Origin of the sequence: Kitasatospora saccharophila, assembly GCF_039529925.1 — a bacterium.
Classification (GTDB): domain Bacteria; phylum Actinomycetota; class Actinomycetes; order Streptomycetales; family Streptomycetaceae; genus Kitasatospora; species Kitasatospora saccharophila.
Genome location: NZ_BAAANS010000011.1, coordinates 147,057 through 171,675 on the forward strand (window position 1 = coordinate 147,057; position 24,619 = coordinate 171,675).

Below are 24,619 nucleotides of genomic sequence, written 5' to 3' on the forward strand. Positions count from 1 at the left end.
CCTTCCGGTTCCCCGTCAGTCCCCGGCCGGGACGAATCGCACCGGCAGCTCCGGTCGCAGGTCCAGCTTCTCCCCGGTCAGCAGGTGCTCGGCCGCGATCAGCACGTTGTAGTGGTTCGGGAAGTGGCAGGCGTCGAAGCCCAGCACCGTGCCGACCTGGTGCTCGCCGACGAACACCTCGTCGCCCCGGTCCAGCACCCCGGCCACCGCGATCTCCGCGAAGCCCAGGAACCCGACCCGGTCGATCCGCGCGCCCGCCGCGGTGTCCCGCTGGTCCGTGGTCACCAGTTCGTGCACCTCGCCCGCCCGCACGCACCGGCTGGCGAACGGCTCCAGGCTCATCCCGCGCTCGGTCCGGCTGTGCAGCAGCACCTTCACCAGCGTGCCGGTCACCGTCCGCTTCGGCCCGTTCTCCCGCAGCCCGCTCATCCGCGCGCCCCCGCCCGGGCCGCCGCCTCGGCGCGGTACGCCGCCTCGACCACCCGCAGCGCGTCCACCCCGTCCGGACCCCGCTCCGGCGCACCGGCGTCCGGCCCGTCCGGGCCGCGCAGCAGCCCGGCGAACTCGCCGACGATGCCCTCGTACTCGTGCCACAGCGACTGCTTGAAGCCCTCGTGCCCGGCCAGCAGGTCCGCCCGGAGCACCGTCCCGTCCGCCAACTCCACCGTCACGTCCTTGAGTTCGCCCGGGTACGACCAGTCCAGTTCGATCCGGCCGCGCACCCCGTCCGGGCCCGTCAGCTCCAGGGTCGCGGACCGGTCGACCCCGTCGCCGTCGCGCACCACCTCGGCGCCGAGCAGCTCCATCGGGCCGGCCAGCAGCCGCAGCAGGTCGTACGCGTTCGGGCCGTTGTCGGCGACGCAGCCGCCGCCGCAGCGCTCCGGGTCCAGGTACCAGCGGTCCCGGCCGACGTGCTCCTCGATCAGCTCGAAGTAGCGGGCCGTCACCGACCGCACGGGGGACGGGTTCCGGGCGAGCGTGGCGCGGAGCGTCCGCACCGCCGCGTTGTACCGCCGGTGGAACGCGGTGAACAGTGGCACCCGCCGTTCGGCCGCCAGCGCCGCCAGCTCCGCGCCCTCGGCCGCCCGCAGCGCGAGCGGCTTCTCCACGCAGACCGGCAGGCCCGCCCGCAGCGCGTCCCGGCAGATCGCCAGGTGCAGGTCGTTCGGGACGGTCACCACCACGGCGTCCAGCCCGCCCGCGGCCAGCAGCTCCCGGTGGTCGGTGAAGCCGGGCACCCGGCCGTCGAACGGCTCCAGCACGGTGGCGTCCCGGTCGCACACCGCGGCCAGTCGCACCCCCGGCACCCGCTCCAGCGCGCCCAGGTAGAACCGGGAGATCACCCCCAGTCCGATCACGCCGATCCGCAGCTCGCTCACCGCCCGCCCTCCGTCCCGGTGGCCACCACGGCGACCGGGCGGACGCCCGACTCGGCCGCGATGCCCGCCAGTTCGGCCAGCAGCGGGGCGGCCAGCGGCACCCCGTCCCGGCGCGCCTCGGCGGTGCGCCGGGCCTCGTGCCAGCCCGGGTACGCCACCGGGCCCGAACTCCCTTCCGCGGGAGGGCAGTCCAGTACGGTGCCGAACAGGGTCCGGGCGTCCAGCGCGACCTGGCGGGAGTCCCGGAGCGTCGCCGGGGCGATCGCCAGCGCGAACACGCCGATGTCGTCGTCCCGGCCGGACGGCCGCCCGTCGCCCTCCAGCGCCTCCGGCTCCGGCCCCAGGCCCGCGCCCGGCAGCAGCGCCGCCAGCACCTCCACCATCAGTCCCAGCCCGAAGCCCTTGAACTCGCCGCCCGCCCCGGCCCCCAGCCACAGCAGGTGCGCCTCGCCCCGGTCGAACGCCCCCGGGTCGGTCACCGGCTCCCCGTCCGGCCCGGCCAGCCACCCCGGCGGGATCGACCGGCCCGCCCGCTCGGCCGCCCGGACCCGGCCGGTCGGCACCGCGGTGGTGCTCATGTCCAGGACGTACGGCGGCAGTTCGCCCGCGGGGGCGGCCACGCTCCACGGGTTCGTGCCCAGCAGCGCCACCGCGCCGCCCGGCGGCCGGGCGATCCGCTGCCGGCCGCAGTTCGACGCCAGCAGCCCGATCATCCCGCGGCCGGTGACCCGCGCCGCGTGGTGGCCCGCGCACCCGAGGTGGGTGGCCCGGCGCACCGACACCAGCCCGATCCCGTACCGTTCGGCCCGTTCCGCCGCCAGCTCCATCGCGGCCCCGGCCTGCCACAGCCCGAGCGCCCCGGCCGCGTCGACCAGCACCGCGGCCCCGCGGTCGGCCAGCACCACCGGCTCCGCCAGCGGATCGGCCCGGCCCTCGGCCAGCAGCGGCAGGTAGAGCCGGCCCAGGTTGGCCAGCCCGTGCGAGTCCATCCCGGCGGCGTCGCCGTAGCACAGCGCCTCCGCCGCCTCCCGGGCCCGCTCGGGCGGCAGCCGGTGCGCGGCGAACACCTCGGTGGTGAAACGGATCAGATCGGCGTACGGGACGCGGACGGTGCCGGCGGCACTGGGCGCGGACGCCACGGTGGTCACGGGGAACAGCCTCCAGTCGGGGTCATGCGGACGGTCGGGGTCGTCGGAACGAAGGATCAGCGGGAACGAAGGATCAGCGGGAGCGAAGGGTCAGCGGCGCGCGAAGGGTCAGCGGCGGGCGAAGGCCACCAGCAGCCGGGCCACCGCCGAGGCGAAGGCGTCGAGTTGGGCGGCCTCGGCGAACTCGCCCGCCGCGTGCGCCCGGTTGGCACCGAGCTCGCCGGGGCCGAGCACCACGGTGAACGCGTCGTCCGGCAGGCCGGCGGCCCAGATCGCGTCGCAGGTGAACGCCGGTTCCGCGTCCGGCACCCGGGCGATCCCGGCCCGCCGGGTGAGCAGGTCCTCGAACTCCGGGTGCCGGTCGTCCAGGACGGGCAGGCCGCGCTTGGGCCAGTCCAGCCGGGTGATCCGTTCGCAGTCGGCGGCGGTGCGGGCGAACTCCGGCAGCCCGCCGAAGTCCCGGCGGAACCCCGCCAGCCCGGAACGGACCGCGGCCGCCACCCGCTCCTCCGCCCGGCGGCCCGAACCCGCGTCCCGGTAGGGGAGGTTGAGCAGCAGTTCGCCGCTGCCGTAGACCCGGTTGTGCAGCGGGCCGGTGCCCATCCCGGCCACGCAGACCGGGTCGCGCGGACCGGCCGCGGCGCCCAGCTCCCTGGCCAGGTGCTGGGCGAGGAAGCCGAGCAGCACCGTCGCGTTGTGGCCCGCGCCCGGGCAGTCGTCGATCGCGTCCTCGCCGCGCACCCGCAGCCGGGCGGTGGCGGCGGCCGTCGCCCGGGGCAGGTAGCGCAGGCCGGTCGGCTCGCAGAACACGTTCAGCGCGCCCGTGTACCCGGCCTCGACCAGCGGACGGGTGCCGAAGACGCCCATCGCGCCGCCCTCCTCGCCGGACACCGCCTGCACCAGCACCGCGACCTCCCGCCCCACCCGGGGCTCCGCCGCCACCGCCGCCCGCACCCCGGCCAGCAGTGCCACCGCCGGGCCCTTGGCGTCGATCGCCCCCCGCCCGGTGAACCGCCGCCCGTCGAAGCCCACCGGCTCCGCCCCGGCCACGGTGTCCAGGTGCACGTTGAACATCACCGTCGCCGCCCGCGGCAGCTCCGGTCCCAGCCGCAGCACCAGGCTCGGCTGGCAGGCCAGGAACCCCGGGGCCTCGTCGACCGCCCGCCGCACCGTCAACGGCACGTCCGCACGGTCGAGTTCGGCCGCTGCGGGCGAACCCCGGTACACCTCCACCAGCCCGATCCGACCCCCGGCCCGGGCGTACGCCTCCAACGCCTCGGCCTGCAGCGGCGGCGGCGCGCCCGGGCCGGTCTCCAACGGCCCGGCGGTGGGCAGGCGCAGCAGATCGAGCAGCAACTCCCGCTCCTCCGAGGAGAGTTCGGACTCCACCGGAGCGGTCTCAGCGAGCATCGGACGCCACCTCGGCCGCTTCCGCCGCCCGGGCAGCCTGCCCCGCCTGCCGGGGCAGCGGCGCCTCCCAGGCCAGGCCGCCCGGGACGAGCCGCCAGCCGGGGGAGTGCGGCAGCACCTCGCGCTCGACCAGGGCGGTCAACGCCCGCCCGGCGGCGACGAATCCGCTGTCGGTGCGGCCGTCCGCCGCCAGGCCCTCGTGCGGCCGGGTGGCCAGGTGCGGTTCCAGCGACCAGCCGCCGCGCCAGCCGTGCGCGGTCAACAGCCGCAGGGACTCGGCGAGTCGGGCCTCGCCCTCGCCCGGCAGCACGTACCGGGTGTGCTCGCCGCCGCCGACCGCGTCCTTGATGTGCACGTGGTCGACGTGCTCGATGCTCCGGCGCAGCAGTTCGAACCCGTCGTAGCCGTACGGGACGCCGTTGCCGGTGTCGTGCAGCAGCCGCAGTCCGGAGTTGTCCACCGAGGCCATCAGGTCGAGCGTGTTCTCGATCGAACTCCCGCCCCAGCCCGCGCAGTTCTCGTGCAGCGCGACCTCGTTGCCGCGCTGCGCGCCGATCGCGAAGAAGCGCATCCGCTCCAGTGCGAGCCGGCGCCACTCGGCCTCCGGCAGGCCGGTGCCGTTGGGGTAGGACATGATCCGGATCCGGTTGGTGCCGAGCACTTCGGCCCGGGAGGAGAGCCGGCCGAGCTCCATGACGTCCGCCGTGAGGTCGCCGGTGATGTCGGAGGCCCAGTTGCCGACCCGGGAGGCCAGGCCGGAGACCCGGATGCCGTGCCGCTTCAGGGTGGTGGCGATGGCCTTGACCTGCCGGTGGTCGAGGTCGGCGATCCAGACCCCGTCCACCGTGCGCAACTCCAGCTCGCTCCAGCCGAGTTGCTCCAGCGCGTCGATCTGCCCGGCCAGGTCGGGGGCGGCCTCGTCGCCGATGCCGCCGAACCGGATCGCGGGCCGCCGGGCCACCGGCGTCCGGTTCGCCCGCCGGTGCCGGGCCCGCCCGCCCTTGCGCAGGGCGCTCACCGGGCCGACGCCGTTCGCAGCGCGCCGCCGGGCAGCGGCCGGGCCGCGATCGCCTTGGCCCGGTCGAGCAGGCGCACCACCTGGGCGTTGACCTCCAGGTCGGGGTGCGGCCCGCGCCGACCGCCGTCCGCCGCGTAGTAGCGGTAGGTGTGCTCCAGGAAGCCGCCGAGCGCGTCGTCGTGCAGCAGTTCGGTGCTCTCGCCGTCGCGGTCGATGACGGTCAGCCGGGCGTACGCGTCGGCCTCGCTGCCCGGGAAGTGCCCGATCAGGGTGCCGTGCGCGAGTTCCAGGGTGACCCGGCGCTCGCGCACCGGCGAGGTGAGGTCGGAGCGGATCCGGGTCCAGGTCCCGCTGTCGTGCTGGAGGTTGAGCCAGGCGGTGCCGAGCCGGGGCAGCACCCGCCCGCCGACCGCCATGTCGGTGCCGCCCGCCCCGGTCACCCGGCCGGGCCCGGCCAGTGCCAGGCACAGGCCCAGCGAGTGCGGCAGCTCGACGTCGAACGCGGTGGGGTGCCCGTCCCCGGCCAGCGTGCGGGAGAACCGCGGCTTGCGCTGCACGACGTGGATGGTGCGCAGCGGCCCGTACGCGTCCCGGGCGAGCAGCGCGCGCAGCCGGTCGGTCAGCCGGCTGCCCAGCCACTGGGCGACCACCGCCAGGTCCAGCCCGTACCGGTCGCGCAGCGCGAGCAGCTCGTCCAGGCCGCGGCTGTCGGCGGCCACCGGCTTCTCCAGCAGCACCCGCCGGTAGCCGAGCCGTCCGAGCGTCTCCAGGGCGGCGGTCCGCTCGGTGGGCGGGGTGCACAGGTGGACGACGGTGCGGGCCGGGTCGAGCAGCCGGGGCGCCTCGGCCAGGGTGGTCGGGCGCAGGTCGGGGGCGGCCGCGGGGCGGCGGTGCGGGTCGGCGGCCAGCACCGGGCCGGCCGCGAACAGGTGCGAGGTGCCGGGGTCCGCGCGCAGCCGGCGCAGCACCGGGAGGTGGAGGCCGTGCCCGGCCCGTCCCATTCCGACGAGTAAGGTCCCGAGTCCGTTCGACATGGCGAAACGTCATTCCTTCCGCGTCGCGGTATTGCTTCGTCCGGTATTCAAGCAGTACTTCGGCAGCGATCCGATCAGGCGTCAAATCGCTTACCCGGCAGGCCATTCGAAGGAGTGAAACAGCCTGACCCGCCAGGTCGACCGGGGGTCGGGGGCATAGATTCGAGGGCGGGCTTTTCCGCCCGACCAATCCATACAATCCGATGAGAGTTTCATGGGTGCCACTACCTCTCCGGGTGTTCCCTTCTTCACCCAGGCCGCGACCTTCGAATCCCTCTGGCCCACCACCCGGCGCCACCTGGACGAACTGATGGACCGCGGCAAGTACTCGCACGGCCCCAAGGTCGAGGAGTTCGAGACCGCCCTCGCCGCCTGGACCGGCGCCCGGCACGTGATCGGCGTCAACAGCGGCACCGACGCCCTGGTCCTGCTGCTGCGCGCCGCCGGACTGCGCCCCGGCGACGAGGTGGTCGTCCCCGCCTACACCTTCGTCGCCTCCGCCACCTCGGTGGTGCTGGCCGGCGGCCGCCCGGTCTTCGCCGACATCGACCCGCTCGCCTACGCCCTCGACCCGGCGAGCGTCGAAGCCGTCCGCACCGACCGCACCCGGATGGTCATGCCGGTCCACCTGTTCCACCAACTCGCCGACCTGGCAGCCCTGCTGACCGTCGCCGACCGGCACGGCCTGACCGTCGTCGAGGACAGCGCCGAGGCGTTCGGCATGCGCTGGAACGGCCGCCACGCCGGACTGCACGGCGCGGGCGGCGTGCTCTCCTTCTTCCCCACCAAGACCCTCGGCGCCCTCGGCGACGCCGGCGCCGTCCTCACCGACGACCCCGCCCTCGCCGAAGCCGTCTCCGCGATGCGCCACCACGGCCGCGCCGGCCGCACCCTCGACGACTTCCCCACCATCAACCGCCCCACCGAACTCCTCGGCACCAACAGCAAGATGGACGACGTCCAGGCCGCCGTCCTGCTCGCCAAACTCGGCCGCGCCGACCAGGACATCGCCCGCCGCGCCCACCTCGCCGCCGCCTACACCGAACGGCTGGCCGGCACCCCCGGGCTCACCCTGCCCACCGTCGTCCCGCGCGCCGCCGCCACCAACCCCGTCTGGTACGTCTACCTGATCGAGTCCGACCACCGCGACGAACTCGCCGCCCACCTCGCCCGGCACGGCGTCCAGACCGAGACCTACTACCCGACGCCGCTCCACCTCCAGCCCTGCTTCGCCGAACTCGGCCACCGGCGCGGCGAGTTCCCGCACGCCGAAGCCGCCTGCGACCGCGCCCTCGCGCTGCCGCTCTACCCCGACCTCGCCGACCACGAACTGGACCTGGTCAGCGACCTGGTCCGCGACTTCCAGCACGGAAAGCAGCGGTGACCCGCCGATGACCACGACCACCGCCGCCGCCACCACCATTCCGTTCTTCCCGCCCGACCTCTTCGAGGACGACCGCGACCTGCTGCTCGACACCGTCCGGGAGGTCGCCACCGACCCCGCCCAGCGCTTCATCCTCGGCGAACGCACCGCCCGCTTCGAGGAGTTGCTGCGCACCGACCTCGGCGCCGGGGACGTCATCGCCTGCGGCAGCGGCACCACCGCCCTCACCCTGATCCTGCGCGCCGCGGGCATCACCGCCGGCGACGAGGTGATCGTCCCCGCCTTCGGCTGCGCCCCGCTCGCCAACACCGTCCTCGGCGTCGGCGCCACCCCCGTCTTCGCCGACGTCGACCCGCACACCCTGGTCATCGACCCCGACGCGGCCGAAGCCCTGATCACCCCCCGCACCAAGGCGCTGATGCCCGCCCACATGTTCTCCGTGATGGCCGACATGCCGCGCCTGCGCGCCCTCGCCACCCGGCACGGCCTGCGCCTGATCGAGGACTCCGCGGTCGCCCAGGGCGCCGTCCTGGACGGCCGCCCGGCCGGCACCTGGGGCGACGCCGGCGTCTTCTCCTTCGTCCAGGTGAAGTCCTTCGGCGGCCCCGGCGAAGGCGGCGTCGTGGTCACCGACGACCCCGAACTCGCCCGCACCGTACGGATGCTGCGCAACCACGGCCAGGACGGCACGCACCGCTTCCGGCACCACCTGATCGGCCTGAACAGCCGCTTCGACGAGATCCTCGCCGCCTTCCAACTGCGCCGCCACCCCGGCCTGGCCCGCCGACTGGCCCGCCGCGCCGAGATCGCCGCCCACTACACCGAACGCTTCACCCCGCTCGCCGCGCACGGCGTCCGGCCGCCCCCGCCCGGCACCAACGGCCGCTGCTACTACGTCTACACGCTGCTCGCCGAACGCCGCGACGACCTCAAGCGGCACCTCGCCGCACACGGCGTCGACAGCCACGTCTACTACCCGCAGCCGCTGCCCCACCAGCCCGCCTTCGCCCACGCGGCCGCCCCCGACGGCCACTGGCCGAACGCCGAACGAGCGGCCCGGCAGTGCCTCTCGCTGCCGGTCTACCCGCACCTGACGGACGCCCAGGTCGAGCGGATCACCGAGGCCGTCCGCACCTTCCCGACCTGATCCCGCCGGTGGGCGCCCCGCCTCCGGCCGGAGAACGGGGCGCCCACCGAAGGCGGTTCAGCCCGCCGCCGGGGCAGTCCGGCCCGCCGCCCCCGACAGCGGCACCGCCCCGTCCGCCCGTACGGCCGCCGCCGCCAGCTCGGCGACCACCCGCCGGTCCGGCTTCCCCGACCCGCCCAGCGGCATCCGCTCCAGCAGCAGCAGCCGCTCCGGCAGCTTGTACCGCTCCAGGCCGCACAACTCGGCCAGGAACAGCGTCAGTTCGGCGAGCGTCAGCTCCGCCCCGCGCGGCACCGCGCAGACGCACATCCGCTCGCCGAGGTCCGGATCCGGCACCGGCACGCACACCGCCTCCGCCACCTCCGGATGCCCCTCCAGCAGCCGTTCCACCTCCGCCGTGGAGATCGACACCCCGCCCCGGTTCACCATCTGCTTGATCCGCGCCAGCACCCGCAGCGACCCGTCCGCCTCCAGCACCCCCCGGTCGCCGGACCGCACCCAGCCCCCGTCCACCCGCAGCCGGTCGTCCAACTCCGGTGCCCCGACGTGGCACAGCGGCGACATCGGCCCCCGCGCCTGCAGCTCGCCCGGCACCCCCGCCGGCACCGGACGCCCGTCCGGCCCGCACACCCGGAACTCCGCGACCCGCGGATCCGGCCGCCCCACCCGCAGCACGTCACCGCCCGGATCCGTCCACCGCGCATGGCAGTTGAGCCCGTCACTGGCCCCGTACACGTTCACCACCGGACAGCCGAACCGCCGCAGCGCCGCCGCCAGCACCGCCGGGGACAGCGCCGCCGCACTCGACACCACCGCCTGCAGCGAGGACAAGTCCTCGCCCGGCAGCGGCAGTTGCTCCGCCATCCGGCGCAGCATGGTGGGCACCGCCGCCAGGTGCGTCGGCCGCCACCGCCCCACCGCGGCCAGCGCCCCCACCGGATCGAACCGCTCCCCGCCCGGCGGCAGCAGCACCGTCGCCCCGCACCGCACCAGCGCCACCACCGCCAGCGACCCGTACGCCGTCGCCGGACTCACCAGCAGCAGCACCCGCGGCGGCGCACCGTCCGCCGTCTCCAACACCCGCTCCACGTACCGCCCGCGCCCGCCCGCCAGCGCGTCGTGCGAGTACGCGACCAGCTTCGGCGCGGCCTCCGAACCCGAGGAGACCAGGATCCGGGCCGGCGTCCCCGCGTCCACCACCGCGGGCTCCCACTCCGCCCGCTCCGGCCACGGCTCCCCGTCCAGCACCACCACCTCGTGCAGGTCCGGCAGTTCCGGCCGCAACCCGTCCACCAGGGCCTTCCACTCCGGCACCGTCACCACCGCGTCCACCCGGGCCGTCCCCCACACCGCCAGCAGGTCCCGCCGTCCGTGCCCCGGCGTGCACGGCAGCACCACCGCGCCCAGCGCCGCCACCGCCAGGTCCACCGCCAGGGCTCGCCGGTCCGCCGGCACCCGCACCCCCACCACCGACCCCGGACGCACCCCCCGCGCCGCCAGCCCCGCCGCCAACCCCCGCACCCACCGCCCCAGTTCCGCGTACGAGCACTCGCCGTCCCCGTCCACCACGGCCACCCGTTCGCCGTGCCCCGCCACCCGCTCCGCGAACAACTCGTACAACCCCCGCCCCGCGCACCACCCCTGCGCCACCCACCGCTCCCGCAACCCCCGCTCCACCCGGTCCGGGAACTCCACACCGGCCACCGAAACCCACGTCACGCCCACCACTCCCGTTCACGTTGCGAACCACCCGAACCCCCCGGACCACCCGAACCCCCGGACTACCCGAACTCCCAGGGCGCGCGGACGAACGCGCACCCGTCCGGGCCGAACTCCAGCACCGCCGCCACCCGCGGATCGCGCGCCAGGACCGCCAGGTCCGTGCACGCCTCCACGCCGGCCGGCCCGCCGCCCGCGCTCGGCGCCCCGCACAGCAGCCGGGCCGCCGACAGCAGCGAGGACTCCACCCGCTGCGCCCGCCCGGTCCGCTCCCGGGCCTCCAGCGCGGCCACCGCCCCCGCCGCGCAGACCAGGCCGCCCAGCACGTCGCAGACCGTCAGCAGGGTCGGGCGCGGCGGCTCCCCGGCCGGGGCGAGCAGCGCGGCCAGCCCGGAGTGCGCCTGCACCGGGTAGTCGGTGCTCAGCCCGGGCCCGCCGCCGCTGGCCTGCGCGTACACCAGCCCGGGGCGCAGCGCGGCGACCGCCTCGGCGTCCAGCCCGAGCCCGGCCACCTTCGCGGGCGCCAGACTGTGCAGCAGGATGTCCGCCCGGCCGATCAACTCCCGTACGGCAGAACGTCCTTCCGCGCTCCGCAGGTCCGCCTCCAGCACCCCCTTGCCGCGGTTGAGCGCCGCGAACCGCGCCGACACCGCCGCCCCGCCGACCTCGGCCACCGGCGGCACGCCGCGCAGCGGGTCCCCGCCCGGCGGTTCGACCCGCACCACGTCGGCCCCGAGCAGCGCCAACACCCGCCCGGCCAGCGGCCCCTGCACCCGCCGGGTGATCTCCACCACCGTCACGCCGTGCAGCGGGCCCGCCCCGGGGCCGGGGCCGCCCCCGCACGCCGGGGCCGGCCCGCCCGCCCGCAGCCGCCACGGCATCCCACCCAGCACGGCCGGCCGCTCCGCCACCACCGTCAGCTCCACCCCGCACTCGGCCGCCAGCCGCGCCAGCCGGGGGTGCCCGACCGCCCGCACCGCCGCGAACAGCTCCGGCGGCAGCGGACAGACCGCCGTCCCGTACCGGGCCTGGAACGCCGGCCAGGCCCGCCCCACCACCCGCCGCTCGACGCCCAGTTCGGACCAGAACCGCAGCCAGCCGTCCGGCTCCAGTGCCTCCAGCTCGAACCGCACCCCGTCCGCCGAACCGAACGGCGGCCCACCCGTCCCGCCCGGCTCCACCCACCCCTGCTCCGGCGCGGTCGCCGCCGCCAGGTACTGCGACAGCCCGAGCAGCGCGGCCTGCGCCACCGACACCCCCACCTCGCGGTACGCCGCCCCCAGCCGCCGGGCCCGCAGCGCGGCCAGTGCCCCGGTCGCCCCCAGCACCCCGGCCGCCACCGACGCGAAGTCCGCCCCGAGCGGCACCGGCCCCCCGTACCGCCGCCCGTGCACGTGCGCCACCCCGCACGCCGCCTGCACGTCCGCCTCACTGCCCACCGGCAGCCCCGACGGCCCGCCCCAGGACACCCGGCACGCCAACTCGCCGCCGACCTCCAGCACTTCCCCCTCCCGCACCCCCACCCCGGAGGTCCGCAGCAGCCCGGTCAGCACCTCCTCCGCCACCCGCGGGCGCACCCCGAGCAGCAGGCCCGCGCCGGGCGTCACGGCCGCCGCCCGCGCACCGCGTACACCACGTTCGAGCAGGCCAGGAACCGCGGATCGGCGAACAGCCCCCGCAGTTCGGCGAGTTCGTCCTCGGTGAGGCCCTCCCGGAGCAGCGCCTCCCGCAGGTGCCAGGTGTTGTGCAACTGCATCTCCCGCTGCGGGGTGCCGGGGGCCAGCAGGTCGATCCGCACCTGCGCCGCCACCCCGGTGAACCCGGCCCCGGTCAGGGCGTCGGCGCACTCCCGGCCCCACCCCTGGTGCGAGCCGCGGGCCCGGAAGGCCCGCAACTTCGCCTGCTGGTAACGCTCGTACAGCTCCCGGGCCCGCCCGTCCGGGGCGGTGAGCACCGGCGCGTACTCGGCGTCGAACTCCAGCAGGTGCAGCACCCCGCCGGGCCGCAGCGCGGCGAACAGCCGCGCCAGCACGGCCTCCCGCTCCGGCAGGTGGGACAGCACCAGCCGCACGTGCACCAGGTCGAAGGCGGCCTCCGGCAGTTCGTCCCGCACCACGTCGTGCTGCCGCACCGTCAGCCCGGGCCGTGCGGGCAGCGGCAGCGGCGCCAGGTCGGTCGCCAGCACCGAGCCTCCGGGTGCCACCCGGTCGGCCAGCCAGAGCGCGACGCTCCCGGCCCCGGTGCCCACGTCCAGGCAGCGCATCCCCGGCCCGACCCCGCCCGCCCGCAGTGCGCCGAGACTGACCGGGTCGAGCCAGGCCGCCAGGCACCGGTGCTGCCCGGCGGCGTGCGCGCTCCCGTTGTCGAACAGGTACGACCCGGCCGCCCGCACCGCGCCCGCCGCCCGCACCGCGCCCGCCATCAGGTCTGCCCCAGGACGGCCGGAGCGACCGGAGCGATCGGGGTGCCCGGGGAGCCCGGGGTGCCCGGAGCGGCCGCGTGCGCCAGCACCCGCCGGGCCGCCAGCTTCCCCGAGCGCACCGCGCCCTCGCTGCTCGGCCGCAGCATCACCCAGTCCCCGGCGTACTCGACCGCCCGGGTCGGCCGGGCCAGGAACGCGGCCCGCTCCCGGACCGCCGCCGGGGCGCCCTGCGGCAGCCCGAGCGGGAAGCGGAGCACCAGCGTCCGGAGGGTGGCCGCCCGCAGGCCGGGCAGGAAGCGTTCGGCCTCGGTGCAGACCGTCTCCACCACCTGCTCGTCCGGCCGGTCCAGCAGCCCGGGGGAGGCCCACGGCGAGACGAACACGTTGACCAGCCCCTTGCCCTCGGGGGCCCGCCCCGCCGCCTTCAGGTGGTCGAGGACCAGCCCGGTGCACACCCGGCTCTCGCTCTCCGGCACCGACAGCGCGTAGCTCGGCGCCCCGGTCGGGCTGGGCAGCGGCCGGTCCAGCAGGCAGGCGACCTTGAGCATCGGCGCGTACGTGCCGGCCGCCAGGTACGGCCGCTCCGCGGCGGGGAGGTCGTCGCCGCGCAGTTCCAGGGCGAGCGGCGCGGGCACCGCGAGCACCGCCTGCCGGGCCCGCACCCGGGTGCCGTCGGCGAACTCCAGCAGCACGCCGTCCGCCTCCTCGCGGACGGCGGCCACCGGGCGGCCCGTCTCGACCGGCAGCCGTTCGGCCAGTCGGCGGGCCAGCGTGTCCATCCCGTCCCGGTAGGTCATCCAGCGCGCCCCGGCCCCGCCGACCGACAGCAGGGTGGCGACCATGGGGGCGACGGCGGAGCTGTCCGGCCGCCAGCCGAAGCAGTGGCCGGCGAGCGGCTGGAGCATCGCGGCGAGCAGTTCCTCCCGTCCGGCCGATCCGGCGCAGAACTCGCTCAGCGTGGCGTCCCCGCTGGGTGCGGTCTCCGGCCGGTCCGGGTCGAACCCCCGCCAGGCGGTGGCGAGTTCGGCGGTGAAGCGGAGCCAGGCCCAGCGGCCCCGCCAGGACAGTCCGGCGCCGGTCAGCAGCCCCTTGGGGTGGCCGAGGTGGGCGTGCGCCTGCCCGTTCCGCCAGAGCGCGAACCCGGGTTCGACGACCGGGACGTCGGCCTCCGGCAGGCCCACCGCCCGGATCAGCTCCCAGGTGGCCTCGTACCCGGCGCCCGCGATGGTCTCGGCGCCCTCGTCCAGCAGCCACCCGTCCACCCGGCTGGCGGCCATCCGCCCGCCGACCCGGTCGGCGCCCTCGTAGACCCGCACCGACCGCCCGGCCGCGACCAGGTGGTGCGCGGCGGCCAGTCCCGCGATCCCGGCCCCGACCACCGCGACGTCGACCTCCACGTCCGAAGTCACCTCAACCCACCTCCACCGAAAGCCACCGCCACCGAAAGCCACCTCCACCGAAGAGAGTTCACGTCCACAGCCCGGTCCCGATCCGGGCGCTCCCGGCCAGCACCCGGTCCCGCAGCTCGTGCCGCCGGACCTTCCCGGTGGCCGTCCGCGGCACCTCGTCCCAGCCGACCACCAGCGGTTCGGCCAGCGGCGGCAGGTCCCGCACCGCGGCCCGCCAGCGCGCCGGGTCGAGCCCGCCGCCGGAGGTGACCAGCACCGGTTGCGGGCGGCCGTCGGCGACCGAGAGCAGCACGGCCTCCTCGACGTCCGGCAGCCGTTCGTGCAGCACGTCCTCGATCTCGACGCAGCTCATCCCGGGCACCATGTCGACCTCCCGGTCGAGCACGAAGACCCGGCCGTCACGGGTCCTGCTCCCGAGGTCGCCGGTGTTGAACCAGCCGCGGTCGAGCTTGCGCCCCCAGCGCTCCGGCTCGTCCAGGTAGCCCAGGCAGAGCGCGCCGGTGCGGGCGTACAGCATCCCGGTCTCGCCGGGGCGCACGGTCCGGCCGGGCCGGGCGGGGTCGGCGACCTTCACCCGCACCCAGCCGGGCACCGGGCGCCCCAGGTCGCGGGTGGTCGGGTGCCGGTCGCCGGCCGCGGCCAGCGCGCCCCGGGTCAGGAAGCGGAAGCTCAGCGGCCCGGTCTCGCTCTGCCCCCAGCCCTGCATCCACAGCGGGCGCCGCCGCCGGGTGGCGTCCAGGAAGGTCCGCACGGTCGGCGGGTGCATCGCGTCGAAGGTCGAGATGAACAGCCGCACGTCCCGGAACGGGTTGGCCGCCGGGGCCGAGCCGGCCAGCGGCTGCCAGCGCACGTAGCTGGACGGCAGCGCCTCCAGGACGGTCGGCGGGTGGCTGCGCAGCAGCGCGGCGGCCGTCGCCGGGTCCGAGTCGGGCAGCAGCGCCACCGTCCGCGGCGCGCGCCAGAACGCGCTGACGGTCCAGGTCAGCGCCCGCCCGTGGGCGAAGGAGATCGCGCTGGCCACGGTGTCCTCGCGGCGCACCGACAGCACCGGCCAGGGCCGCGCCTCGAACGCGGACAGCCGCCGGATCAGCGTCCGGGTGGAGTGCACCACCAGCTTGGGGACGCCGGTGGTGCCGGAGGTGTGGATGACGGCCAGCGGCTCGTCCTCGCCGCGGGTGCGCACCCCGGGCACCGGGCCGCCGCGCAGCTCGTCCACCGCCGTCGCGCCCTCCCACCCGCCGTCCAGGCAGACCGTCCGCCCGGCCAGCGCGGTCAGCTCGACCCCGGCGGCCCGCGCCCCGCCGAGCACGTCCCGCTGGGTGACCAGCACGTCCGGCCGCAGCCGCCGCAGCAGCGCGCCCAGCGCGTCCGGCGGCACCCGGTCCGACAGCAGCGCGGGCACCGCCCCGATCCGGGCCGCCGCGCAGGCCAGCAGCACGTAGTCCCAGTGGTTGCGCTTGACCACCGCCACCGAGGACCCGGGCCCGGCCCCGGCGGCCGCCAGCCAGGCCGCGGTCTCCCGCACCAGCTCGGCCAGCTGCGCGGTGTCGTACGCGGTGCCGCGCTCCGGCGCCAGGTCCAGCGGACGGCCCAACCGCACGTCCACCGAAGGGCGTTGCTCGGCCAGCGTGTCGAACAGCGGTCCGAGGTCGAGCGGCAGCCGCCCGAACGCCGCCCCGCGCCCGGTCACAGCGCGCCGCCGAACACCACGAGGGCCAGGTCGGTGCCGACCAGCAGCGCGCAGCACACCCGGTGCAGCCGGATGCCGAGCCGGCGGGCGAGCAGGATCTCACCGCGGACGAACCCGAGCACCCACTGCCGGGCCCGCAGCGCGACCACCGGCGCCATCACCAGCGGGAACCACCAGGGCGCGAACCCGGTCACCGCCGAGCCCACCAGCAGCACCGCCTCCAGCGCCGAGCACCCGGCCACGAACGCCGCGTTGCCGCGCGGGGACAGCAGCACCGCGGCGGTCTTCCGCCCCACCGCCCGGTCGCCGGCGATGTCGTTGGTGTTGGAGTACACGCCGAACAGCAGCGGGCCCAGCCCGAACACCAGCGCCTGCACCACCGCGAAGCCGTCGGCCCGCCCGGTCAGCAGCCCGTACAGCGGCAGTACGAAGAACCAGCCGAGCGCGGCGAGGAACAGCTCCTGGAAGCCGTTGTAGCTGATCCGCAGCCACCAGGTGTACTGGAACCCGAACACGGCCAGCGCCGCCGTCCCGGCCACCGCCCACCCGGGCCGGGCCGGGGCCACCGCGACGGCCGCCGCCCAGCACAGCGCGCACGCCGCGACGGCCGCCCAGCCGAACCGGACCGCCTGGCGCTCGGTCAGGGTGCCCGCCACCAGCGGCTTGCGGGCCAGCCGCCGGGCCGGCGCGTCCGGCCCGTAGTTCACCGCGTCGCTGCCGTCCCGGTACCCGGTGACGTCGTCGAAGGTGCACATGGCCGCGCTCATCGCGACCTCGCCGCCCAGGAACAGCAGCAGCACCGCCACCCCCGTCCCGGCGCCCACCCCGGCCCCGGAGGCCAGCACCAGCGCGGCCACCAGCGGGACGCTCAGGTAGTAGTCCCAGATGTCGAGCTTGGCGAGCCTGGCGTACGCCCGCCAGGGGACCGGGGCCGCCTCGGGGGCAGCGGGAAGGGCGACGTGCTCCACGGGAACGCAGTCCTCTCGACGGCGGCCGCAACCCGGGACGCGACTGCCGCGGGGGGCCGGAGACAACGGGCCGACCGCGCTGACGGCGCGTCAATTCGTCACGACGGACGAGGAGTCGGCGGTCGCCATCATGGCACAGGGTGACCGTTCGGACGCATTCCTGTGATCAGCGAAAAAGCGGGCGATCGGCTTTTCCGCCGACCGCCCGTGCGATCGTCCGACCGCTTTCCGGTGGCCCCGCCCTACGCGGAGAAGCTCCCCGCCCCACCCGGCACGTGCGTCCCGTAACCCGGCTGCACCACCACCGACGGGCCCAGGCAGAACGGGTTCCCGTAGACCTTCACCGGACGGTCCGTCTGGTTGGTCAACACGTGTGCCACAGTGGGGAGTTGCTGACAGCCGGCCGGGTCGCGGTAGACGTCCAGCGGCTGCGCCTCGGTCGAGAACACCACCACGTCACCGCTGGCCGCGCGCGTCACCGCGGGGGCCGGAGCCGCCAGTCCCAGCACCGAACCCGCCGCCAGCAGGGAAACCAGAATCGCTCGCACAGTCATCCTTCACGACATTCGACTCCCGTGTCCGTCACGGGACTTCCCCATCGCTATCGTGCGCACACGGCTGAACTCCAATCCCGCCCGCCGAATTCACCCGTCCGGCCGGTGCCGCCGGGACGGCCGCCCCCGCCGCCCCCGCCGCCGCCCGCCCCTCCACCGGCCCCGGCCGATCCCCGCCCGCCCGTCACCCGCCCGGACTACCATCGCCCCCATGACGACCGCGCCGTCCGCCCGCCCCGCACCCTTCGGCCCGCACACCCACTGCCACTGGTGCGGAGCCTCCTACCCGGCCGGCACCGAGAGCTGGCCGCGCACCTGCCCCGGCTGCGGCGAGATCAGCTACCGCAACCCGCTCCCGGTCACCGTCGCGCTGCTCCCGGTCCACCACCCCGACGGCGACACCCGGCTGACCGTCATCCGCCGCACCATCGAGCCCGGCAACGGCCTGCTCGCCCTGCCCGGCGGCTACGTCGACTACGGCGAGAGCTGGCAGCAAGCCGCCGTCCGCGAACTGCGCGAGGAGACCGGCATCCTGGCCGACCCCGCCGACGTCCGCCTGGTCGCCACCGACTCCGACACCCTCGGCGGCTTCCTCTGCCTGTTCGCCCTCCTCCCGGCCCGCGAACTGGCCGAACTGCCGCCCTCCGTCCCCACCGACGAGACCGAGGGCTGGCAGCTCGCCACCGCCGACACCCCGCTCGCCTTCCCCTTCCACACCCGGGTCGCCCGCGCCTGGTTCGACGGCGAGTACCTCCGCATCTGAACCCGGCGGATCAGCGCCCCAGCACCGCCATCGCCGCGTTGTGCCCCGGGATCCCGCTCACCCCGCCCCCGCGCACCGCCCCGGCCCCGCACACCAGCACCCGCGGCCGCCCGGTCCCCACCCCCCACCGCCCCGCGTCCTCCCCGTTCCCTTCGCGGAACGGGAAGGCCAGCTCCCGGTGGAAGATGTTCCCGCCCGGCAGCCGCAGGTCCGCCTCCAGGTCCAGCGGCCCGCGCACCTCCAGGCACGGCCGCCCCTGCGCGTCCACCGCCAGGCAGTCCGCCAACGGCTCCGCCAGCACCCCGTCCAGCGCCGCCAGCACCCCCGCCAGCGCCGCCTCCCGCACCCCCGCCGCCGCCCGCACTCCCATCGGCGCGCCGAACAGCCGGGCCGGCACCTGCAGCCCGAACAGCGTCAGGGTGTGCGCCCCCGCCGGCACCCCCGGCCCCAGGATCGACCGGTCCGCCAGCGAGTGGCAGTAGATCTCCGACGGCGCGGGGGAGGGCAGCCGCCCCGCCGCCGCCTCCCGGTACGCCCCCTCCAGCTCCCGGTACGACTCCGCGACGTGGAACGTCCCCCCGAACGCGTCCCGCACGTCCACCGCCCCGTCCCGCAGCCGCGGCAGCCGGCGCAGCAGCATGTTCACCTTCAGCTGCGCCCCCTCCGGACGCTCCCCGCCGTCCCCGCCGACCCCGTCGCCCACCAGCCGCGCCAACTCCGCCGGCGCCGCGTTGCACAGCACCCAGCGCGCCCCCACCCGCCGCTCGACCCCGTCCGCGTCCAGGTACCCGACCTCGGCCGGCCCCGCCGCGCCCCCCGGGTCCACCGCCACCACCTCGCACCCCGTCCGCAGCTCCGCCCCGCCCGCCCGCGCCGCCTCCGCGAGCGCCCCGGTCACCGCCCCCATCCCGCCCACCGGCACGTCCCAGTCGCCCGTCCCGCCGCCCACCACGTGGTACAGGAAGCACCGGTTCTGCCGCAGCGAAGGATCGTGCGCGTGCGAGAACGTCCCGATCAGCGCGTCCGTCAGCACCACCCCGCGCACCACGTCGTCCGCGAACCGCCGCTCCAGCGCCACCCCCAGCGGCTCCTCGAACAGCTCCGCCCACGCCACCGGATCGTCCACCCGGGCCCGCAGCTCCGCCCGCGAGGGCAGCGGCTCGGTCAGCGACGGGAACACCCGCTCCGCGACCCGCCCGGTCATCCCGTAGAACTCCCGCCACGCCGCGAACTCCCGCTCCCCACCCGTCAGTTCACGGAACGACCCGGCCGTCCGCAGCTCGTCCCCGCCGTCCACCAGCAACCCCCCGACCCGCCCGTCCCGCTCCCACGGCGTGTACGAGGAGATCCGCCGCCGCCGCAGCTCCACCCGCACCCCCAGCTCCGCCAGGATCCGCCGCGGCAGCAGGCTCACCAGGTACGAGTACCGCGACAGCCGCGCGTCCACCCCCGCGAACGCCCGCTCCGACACCGCCGCCCCACCGACGTGCCCCAGCCGCTCCAGCACCAGCACCCGCAGACCGGCCCGCCCCAGGTACCCGGCCGCCACCAGCCCGTTGTGCCCGCCACCCACGATCACCACGTCATAAGCCACCGTCATCCCGCCGGTCTACCACCTCCCACCCGCCCCCACCAGCACGCGCGCCCGCCGACCCTGGACCCCCGGACGATCACGTGGCATGGTCAGCACCGTCAGCACCCCACGGACGGCCCGCCACAAGCCCAGCCGTCCCCACCACGGCCTGGAGACCACCACGTGAGCACCCCTCCGACCCCCCAGGACCACCCCGAACCGCTCTGGCGCCCCGCCCCCGCCCGCGCCGCCGCCAGCCGCCTGGTCGACTTCCAGCGCTGGGCCGCCGAGCACCACGGCGCCCCCGCCGCCCCGCTCGCACCGGTCACCACCGACGCCGAGGCCGCCACCCGCTACGCCGACCTCCACCGCTGGTCCACCGAGGACCTCACCCGCTTCTGGACGGCCGTCACCGAGTACTTCGACGTCCGCTTCCACACCCCGCCCACCGCCGTCCTCGCCGAACCCGCCACCATGCCCGGCGCCACCTGGTTCCCCGGCGCCACCCTCAACTACGCCGAACACGCCCTGCGCGCCGCCGAGGACCCGGCCAACGCCGACCGCCCCGCCGTCCTCCACCTGGACGAGCGCAGCACCGAGCCCGCCGTCACCACCTGGTCCGAACTCCGCCGCCAGGTCGGCTCGCTGGCCGCCGCCCTGCGCGCGAACGGCGTCCGCCCCGGCGACCGGGTCAGCGCCTACCTGCCCAACATCCCGCAGGCCGCCGTCGCCCTCCTCGCCACCGCCGCCGTCGGCGCCACCTGGACCAGCTGCGCCCCCGACTTCGGCGCCCGCAGCGTCCTCGACCGCCTCCAGCAGATCGAACCCACCGTCCTGTTCGCCGTCGACGGCTACCACTACGGCGGCAAGGACCACGACCGCACCGAGGTGGTCGCCGAACTCCGCCGCGAACTCCCCACCCTCGCCACCGTCATCCACGTCCCCCTCCTCGGCACCCCCGCCCCCGAGGGCGCCCTCTCCTACGACGCCCTCGTCTCCTCCGACACCGCACCCGTCTTCGAACCCGTCCCCTTCGACCACCCGCTCTGGGTGCTCTACTCCTCCGGCACCACCGGCCTCCCCAAGGCCATCGTGCAGAGCCAGGGCGGAATCCTGGTCGAACACCTCAAGCAGGCCGCCCTCCACCTCGACCTCGGCCCCGAGGACCGGTTCCTCTGGTACACGTCCACCGGCTGGATGATGTGGAACTTCCTGCTGGCCGGCCTGCTCACCGGCACCACGATCGTCACCTACGACGGCAGCCCCGGACACCCCGACACCGGCGCCCTCTGGTCGGTCGCCGCCCGCACCCGCGCCACCGTCCTCGGCACCTCCGCCGCCTACGTCATCGCCAGCCGCAAGGCCGACCTGCACCCCGGCCGCGACCTCGACCTCTCCGCCGTCCGCTGCCTCGGCACCACCGGCTCCCCGCTCCCGCCCGACGGCTTCCAGTGGATCTACGACGAGGTCGGGTCCGACCTCTGGCTCGCCTCCGTCAGCGGCGGCACCGACGTCTGCTCCTGCTTCGTCGGCGGCGTCCCCACCCTCCCCGTCCACCTCGGCGAGATCCAGGCCCCCTGCCTCGGCGCCGCCGTCGAGTCCTGGGACGCCGACGGCCACCCGCACACCGACACCGTCGGCGAACTCGTCGTCACCAAGCCGCTCCCGTCCATGCCCACCGGCTTCTGGAACGACCCCGACGGCCACCGCTACCACGACAGCTACTTCGACACCTACCCCGGCACCTGGCGCCACGGCGACTGGATCACCGCCACCAGCCGCGGCACCGTCGTCATCCACGGCCGCTCCGACTCCACCCTCAACCGCCAGGGCGTCCGGATGGGCTCCGCCGACATCTACGAGGTGGTCGAACGCCTCCCCGAGATCGCCGAGTCCCTGGTCATCGGCCTCGAAGAGCCGGACGGCGGCTACTGGATGCCGCTGTTCGTCGTCCTCGCCCCCGGCGCCGAACTCGACGACGCCCTCACCGCCCGGATCCGCACCTCGCTGCGCACCGAACTCTCCCCGCGGCACGTCCCCGACGAGGTGATCACCGTCGCGGGCCTCCCGCACACCCTCACCGGCAAGCGCCTCGAAGTCCCGGTCAAGCGCCTGCTCGGCGGCACCCCCCTCACCCAGGCCGTCAACCCCGGCTCCGTCGACGACCTCGACCACCTGCGCTTCTTCGAACGGCTCGCCGCCACCCGCAAGCAGCCCTGACCCCGCAAGGCCCCGAGGGGTCCCGCTGCCACCCCCCACGGCGACAGCGAGACCCCTCGGGAGATTCCGACCCCGCCCGCTACCGGCCGGACAGCGCCTGAGCCGCCGCCTCCCGCGCCGCCTCGGCGGTGTCCGCCGCCCGCGCCGCCTCCGCCGCCCGCTGGCACTGCGCCAGCGTCGCCCGCCCCAGCGCCGCCCGCACGTACGGGATCGACGCCGCACCCATCGACAGGCTGGTCACCCCGAGCCCGGTCAGCACGCACGCCAGCAGCGGGTCCGACGCCGCCTCCCCGCACACCCCGCAGCTCTTCCCGGCCGCCTTCGCCGCCTCGGCCGCCACCGCGATCAGGTCCAGCAGCGCCGGCTGCCACGGATCCTGCAGCCGCGCCAGCGACCCCACCTGCCGGTCCGCCGCGAACGCGTACTGCGCCAGGTCGTTCGTCCCCAGCGACAGGAACTCCACCTCCCGCAGGACCGCCGCCGCCCGCAGCGCCGCCGACGGGATCTCCACCATCGCCCCGTACTTGGCGTCCAACCCCACCTCCCGGCAGGCCGCCGCGAACGCCCGCGCGTCCACCCCGTCCGCCACCATCGGCGCCATCACCTCCAGGCGCACCGTCAACCCCTCCGCCGCCCGCGCCAGCGCCCGCAACTGGGTGCGCAGCACCTCCGGGTGCTCCAACAGCGTCCGCAACCCGCGCACCCCCAGCGCCGGGTTCGGCTCGTCCCCGGGCGTCAGGAAGTCCAACGGCTTGTCCGCCCCCGCGTCCAGCACCCGCACCACCACCCGGCCTCCCGGGAACGCCTCCAACACCTTCCGGTACGCCTCGACCTGCCTGTCCTCACCCGGCGCCTTCGCCGAGTCGTCCAGGAACAGGAACTCGGTCCGGAACAGCCCGACGCCCTCCGCCCCGTTCTCCAACGCCGCCGGCACGTCCGCCGGCCCGCCCACGTTCGCCAGCAACGGCACCATGAACCCGTCCGAGGTCCGCCCCGGCCCGGTCGAAGCCGCCAACGCCGCCTTCCGCTCCGCCGCCAGCCGCCGCAACTCCTCCTGCCGCTCCGCCGCCGGCTCCACCAGCACCTCGCCCGAAGCCCCGTCGACCGCCACCACCACCCCCTCCGCCAACCCCGCCGCCCCCGCCAGCGCCACCACCGCCGGCACCCCCATCGCCCGCGCCAGGATCGCGCTGTGCGAGGTCGGCCCGCCCTCCTCCGTCACGAACCCCAGCACCAGCGACGGATCCAGCAACGCCGTGTCCGCCGGCGCCAGGTCCCGCGCCAGCAGCACGTACGGCTCGTCACTGTCCGGCACCCCCGGCATCGGCACCCCCAACAACCGCGCCACGATCCGGTTCCGCACGTCGTCCAGGTCCGCCACCCGCCCGGCCAGGTACTCACCCGCCGCCGCCAACAACTCCCGGTACGCCGCGAACGCGTCGTACACCCCGCGCTCCGCGCTGCTCCCCGACTCGATCCGCCGGTTCACGTCCCCCAGCAGCTCCGGGTCCTGCGCCATCAGCGCCTGCGCCTCCAGCACCGCCTGCGCCTCACCACCGGCCAGGTTCCCGCGCGCGTTCAGGTCCGCCGCCACCGCCTCCACCGCCGCCCGCGCCCGGGCCTGCTCCCGCGGCACCTCCTCGGCCGACACCTGGGTCACCGGCGGCTCCAGCACCGCCGTCCCCATGTGCCGCACCTGCCCGATGGCGACCCCGTGACTGACCCCCACGCCCCGCAGCGTCCGCTCCATGGTCCGAAACCCCTTCGCCGTCAGTCGCCGTAAGTCCCGTCAGTCCCGTCAGTTCCAGATGAACAGCTCGCCGCCGGCCGTTACCTCACCGGACTCCGCCACCCCGCTCAGCTGCTCCGCCGAAGCCTCCAGCGCCACGATCGGAGAGATCGGCGACTTCCCCGCCGCCTCCACCGCCGCCGGGTTCCACTTGATCACCGGCTGCCCCCGCCGCACCCGGTCCCCCTTGTGCACCAGCAGCTCGAACCCCTCCCCGTTGAGCTGCACCGTGTCGATCCCCAGGTGCGTCAGCACCCCGTGCCCGTTCTCGTCCATCACCACGAACGCGTGCGGGTGCATCGACACCACCTGCCCGTCCACCGGGGCCACCGCCTCGATCGGCTCCCGCAACGGGTCGATCGCCGTCCCCGGTCCGACCATCGCCCCGGCGAACACCGGGTCGGGAACGTTGGCGAGGCCGACAGCGCGACCGGCGAGCGGCGACGTGACAGTGGTCATGGTGGAGCCTCCCAGGTACGGAGTACATCGCGTGCGGCCGCGGGGCAGCGGCCCATTGATCGACTGACCCCAAATTACGTCAACTCCGGACATTCCATGCGATAACGCCCACCGGCCGCGCGGGTGAAGATCACCGCCGGCCTCAATCGAACCGCACACGAACCGACCGCCCCGTACCATCTCCGCCGCCCCCGCCACCCTCAAGTGGTCTAGTCCTCTCGGCCGACCCGCCGCACTCTACGGCATCCGAGTGAGCCCCCACCCGCCACGCCCACCCACCCCGCGCGAGGCCAACCGGGTGACGCCGCCCCGCCCCGATTAGGCGCTCGGCAGCCGAGCCGCTATGGTTGCTCAGGTCGCCGCGCAACGGCGGTAAACAGAGCAAGTCAGACGAGTAAAGCTCCGGTCAACGCCGAGTAAACAGTCTGGTAAGCTCGAAACACGAAAGAACGAAGGCCCGGAGGGTCCGCAGGAATGCGGCTCGAAGGAAGCATCCGTTCCTTGAGAACTCAACAGCGTGCCAAAAGTCAACG

The 24,619-nt window shown here is 75.8% G+C and carries 20 protein-coding genes; 4 read left to right on the plus strand and 16 right to left on the minus strand.

Annotated features, from left to right (window positions below; translation table 11 throughout):
- Window positions 1-15: 15 nt before the first annotated feature.
- The 6 genes from ABD345_RS11030 to ABD345_RS11055 form a co-directional block, all read right to left on the minus strand.
- The gene (locus tag ABD345_RS11030; protein WP_344551793.1) at window positions 16-429 is read right to left on the minus strand and encodes a DUF6917 domain-containing protein; all 414 of its coding nucleotides are present in this window, start codon (window positions 427-429) and stop codon (window positions 16-18) included.
- The gene (locus tag ABD345_RS11035) at window positions 426-1,379 is read right to left on the minus strand and encodes a Gfo/Idh/MocA family protein (protein WP_344551794.1); all 954 of its coding nucleotides are present in this window, start codon (window positions 1,377-1,379) and stop codon (window positions 426-428) included. Before ABD345_RS11035 ends, ABD345_RS11030 begins: the two co-directional genes overlap by 4 nt.
- Window positions 1,376-2,527 (minus strand): Ldh family oxidoreductase, encoded by a 1,152-nt coding sequence (locus tag ABD345_RS11040; protein ID WP_344551795.1) that lies wholly within the window; start codon window positions 2,525-2,527, stop codon window positions 1,376-1,378. The genes ABD345_RS11035 and ABD345_RS11040 overlap by 4 nt, the downstream gene beginning before the upstream one ends.
- Window positions 2,528-2,635: 108 nt before the next feature.
- A complete protein-coding gene (locus ABD345_RS11045; protein ID WP_344551796.1) occupies window positions 2,636-3,937 on the minus strand; it encodes a M20/M25/M40 family metallo-hydrolase in 1,302 nt (433 codons plus the stop codon).
- On the minus strand, window positions 3,927-4,955 hold the full coding sequence (locus ABD345_RS11050) for a sugar phosphate isomerase/epimerase family protein (RefSeq protein WP_344551797.1): 1,029 nt from the start codon (window positions 4,953-4,955) through the stop codon (window positions 3,927-3,929). Before ABD345_RS11050 ends, ABD345_RS11045 begins: the two co-directional genes overlap by 11 nt.
- Window positions 4,952-5,989, minus strand: a complete 1,038-nt coding sequence (locus tag ABD345_RS11055; protein WP_344551798.1) for a Gfo/Idh/MocA family oxidoreductase — start codon at window positions 5,987-5,989, stop codon at window positions 4,952-4,954. Before ABD345_RS11055 ends, ABD345_RS11050 begins: the two co-directional genes overlap by 4 nt.
- Before the next feature lie 214 nt (window positions 5,990-6,203).
- On the opposite strand from ABD345_RS11055, the gene ABD345_RS11060 reads away from it, so the two are divergent.
- Together ABD345_RS11060 and ABD345_RS11065 are read left to right on the plus strand one after the other, a co-directional pair.
- Window positions 6,204-7,373 (plus strand): DegT/DnrJ/EryC1/StrS family aminotransferase, encoded by a 1,170-nt coding sequence (locus ABD345_RS11060; RefSeq protein WP_344551799.1) that lies wholly within the window; start codon window positions 6,204-6,206, stop codon window positions 7,371-7,373.
- Between the two features lie 7 nt (window positions 7,374-7,380).
- The gene (locus tag ABD345_RS11065; protein ID WP_344551800.1) at window positions 7,381-8,520 is read left to right on the plus strand and encodes a DegT/DnrJ/EryC1/StrS family aminotransferase; all 1,140 of its coding nucleotides are present in this window, start codon (window positions 7,381-7,383) and stop codon (window positions 8,518-8,520) included.
- Window positions 8,521-8,577: 57 nt separating this feature from the next.
- Here ABD345_RS11065 and ABD345_RS11070 read toward each other — a convergent pair whose 3' ends face one another.
- The 7 genes from ABD345_RS11070 to ABD345_RS11100 form a co-directional block, all read right to left on the minus strand.
- On the minus strand, window positions 8,578-10,239 hold the full coding sequence (locus ABD345_RS11070) for a class I adenylate-forming enzyme family protein (RefSeq protein WP_344551801.1): 1,662 nt from the start codon (window positions 10,237-10,239) through the stop codon (window positions 8,578-8,580).
- A 62-nt stretch (window positions 10,240-10,301) separates the two neighbouring features.
- Window positions 10,302-11,846 (minus strand): CoA transferase, encoded by a 1,545-nt coding sequence (locus tag ABD345_RS11075; RefSeq protein ID WP_344551802.1) that lies wholly within the window; start codon window positions 11,844-11,846, stop codon window positions 10,302-10,304.
- Complete coding sequence (locus ABD345_RS11080; RefSeq protein ID WP_344551803.1) at window positions 11,843-12,661, minus strand: class I SAM-dependent methyltransferase; 819 nt, start codon at window positions 12,659-12,661, stop codon at window positions 11,843-11,845. The genes ABD345_RS11075 and ABD345_RS11080 overlap by 4 nt, the downstream gene beginning before the upstream one ends.
- Window positions 12,661-14,070: a protoporphyrinogen/coproporphyrinogen oxidase gene (locus ABD345_RS11085; RefSeq protein WP_344551804.1), complete on the minus strand. Its 1,410-nt coding sequence runs from the start codon at window positions 14,068-14,070 to the stop codon at window positions 12,661-12,663. The genes ABD345_RS11080 and ABD345_RS11085 overlap by 1 nt, the downstream gene beginning before the upstream one ends.
- A 58-nt stretch (window positions 14,071-14,128) precedes the next feature.
- The gene (locus ABD345_RS11090; RefSeq protein ID WP_344551805.1) at window positions 14,129-15,760 is read right to left on the minus strand and encodes an AMP-binding protein; all 1,632 of its coding nucleotides are present in this window, start codon (window positions 15,758-15,760) and stop codon (window positions 14,129-14,131) included.
- Complete coding sequence (locus ABD345_RS11095; protein WP_344551806.1) at window positions 15,757-16,728, minus strand: UbiA family prenyltransferase; 972 nt, start codon at window positions 16,726-16,728, stop codon at window positions 15,757-15,759. Before ABD345_RS11095 ends, ABD345_RS11090 begins: the two co-directional genes overlap by 4 nt.
- Window positions 16,729-16,970: 242 nt before the next feature.
- A complete protein-coding gene (locus ABD345_RS11100) occupies window positions 16,971-17,282 on the minus strand; it encodes a hypothetical protein (RefSeq protein ID WP_344551807.1) in 312 nt (103 codons plus the stop codon).
- Between the two features lie 211 nt (window positions 17,283-17,493).
- Here ABD345_RS11100 and ABD345_RS11105 point away from each other — a divergent pair, with 211 nt between their 5' ends.
- Window positions 17,494-18,045 (plus strand): NUDIX domain-containing protein, encoded by a 552-nt coding sequence (locus ABD345_RS11105; RefSeq protein ID WP_344551808.1) that lies wholly within the window; start codon window positions 17,494-17,496, stop codon window positions 18,043-18,045.
- 10 nt (window positions 18,046-18,055) lie between these two features.
- Here ABD345_RS11105 and ABD345_RS11110 read toward each other — a convergent pair whose 3' ends face one another.
- The gene (locus tag ABD345_RS11110; protein ID WP_344551809.1) at window positions 18,056-19,645 is read right to left on the minus strand and encodes a phytoene desaturase family protein; all 1,590 of its coding nucleotides are present in this window, start codon (window positions 19,643-19,645) and stop codon (window positions 18,056-18,058) included.
- A gap of 156 nt (window positions 19,646-19,801) precedes the next feature.
- Here ABD345_RS11110 and ABD345_RS11115 point away from each other — a divergent pair, with 156 nt between their 5' ends.
- Entirely contained in the window at window positions 19,802-21,838 is a 2,037-nt protein-coding gene (locus ABD345_RS11115; protein ID WP_344551810.1) for an acetoacetate--CoA ligase, read from the plus strand.
- 79 nt (window positions 21,839-21,917) lie between these two features.
- Here the strand turns inward: ABD345_RS11115 and ptsP are convergent, their stop codons facing one another.
- On the minus strand, window positions 21,918-23,588 hold the full coding sequence (ptsP, locus tag ABD345_RS11120) for a phosphoenolpyruvate--protein phosphotransferase (protein ID WP_344551811.1): 1,671 nt from the start codon (window positions 23,586-23,588) through the stop codon (window positions 21,918-21,920).
- 48 nt (window positions 23,589-23,636) lie between these two features.
- Window positions 23,637-24,086: a PTS sugar transporter subunit IIA gene (locus tag ABD345_RS11125; RefSeq protein WP_285738932.1), complete on the minus strand. Its 450-nt coding sequence runs from the start codon at window positions 24,084-24,086 to the stop codon at window positions 23,637-23,639.
- Window positions 24,087-24,619 lie beyond the last annotated feature (533 nt).

Excerpts from the sequence above, each read along its gene's own strand:
- ABD345_RS11030 (WP_344551793.1), bottom strand. The coding sequence starts at position 429 with ATGAGCGGGCTGCGGGAGAACGGGCCGAAGCGGACGGTGACCGGCACG.
- ABD345_RS11045 (WP_344551796.1), bottom strand. The coding sequence starts at position 3,937 with ATGCTCGCTGAGACCGCTCCGGTGGAGTCCGAACTCTCCTCGGAGGAG.
- ABD345_RS11055 (WP_344551798.1), bottom strand. The coding sequence starts at position 5,989 with ATGTCGAACGGACTCGGGACCTTACTCGTCGGAATGGGACGGGCCGGG.
- ABD345_RS11060 (WP_344551799.1), top strand. The coding sequence starts at position 6,204 with ATGGGTGCCACTACCTCTCCGGGTGTTCCCTTCTTCACCCAGGCCGCG.
- ABD345_RS11065 (WP_344551800.1), top strand. The coding sequence starts at position 7,381 with ATGACCACGACCACCGCCGCCGCCACCACCATTCCGTTCTTCCCGCCC.
- ABD345_RS11080 (WP_344551803.1), bottom strand. The coding sequence starts at position 12,661 with ATGGCGGGCGCGGTGCGGGCGGCGGGCGCGGTGCGGGCGGCCGGGTCG.
- ABD345_RS11100 (WP_344551807.1), bottom strand. The coding sequence starts at position 17,282 with ATGACTGTGCGAGCGATTCTGGTTTCCCTGCTGGCGGCGGGTTCGGTG.
- ABD345_RS11105 (WP_344551808.1), top strand. The coding sequence starts at position 17,494 with ATGACGACCGCGCCGTCCGCCCGCCCCGCACCCTTCGGCCCGCACACC.
- ABD345_RS11110 (WP_344551809.1), bottom strand. The coding sequence starts at position 19,645 with ATGACGGTGGCTTATGACGTGGTGATCGTGGGTGGCGGGCACAACGGG.
- ptsP (WP_344551811.1), bottom strand. The coding sequence starts at position 23,588 with ATGGAGCGGACGCTGCGGGGCGTGGGGGTCAGTCACGGGGTCGCCATC.
- ABD345_RS11125 (WP_285738932.1), bottom strand. The coding sequence starts at position 24,086 with ATGACCACTGTCACGTCGCCGCTCGCCGGTCGCGCTGTCGGCCTCGCC.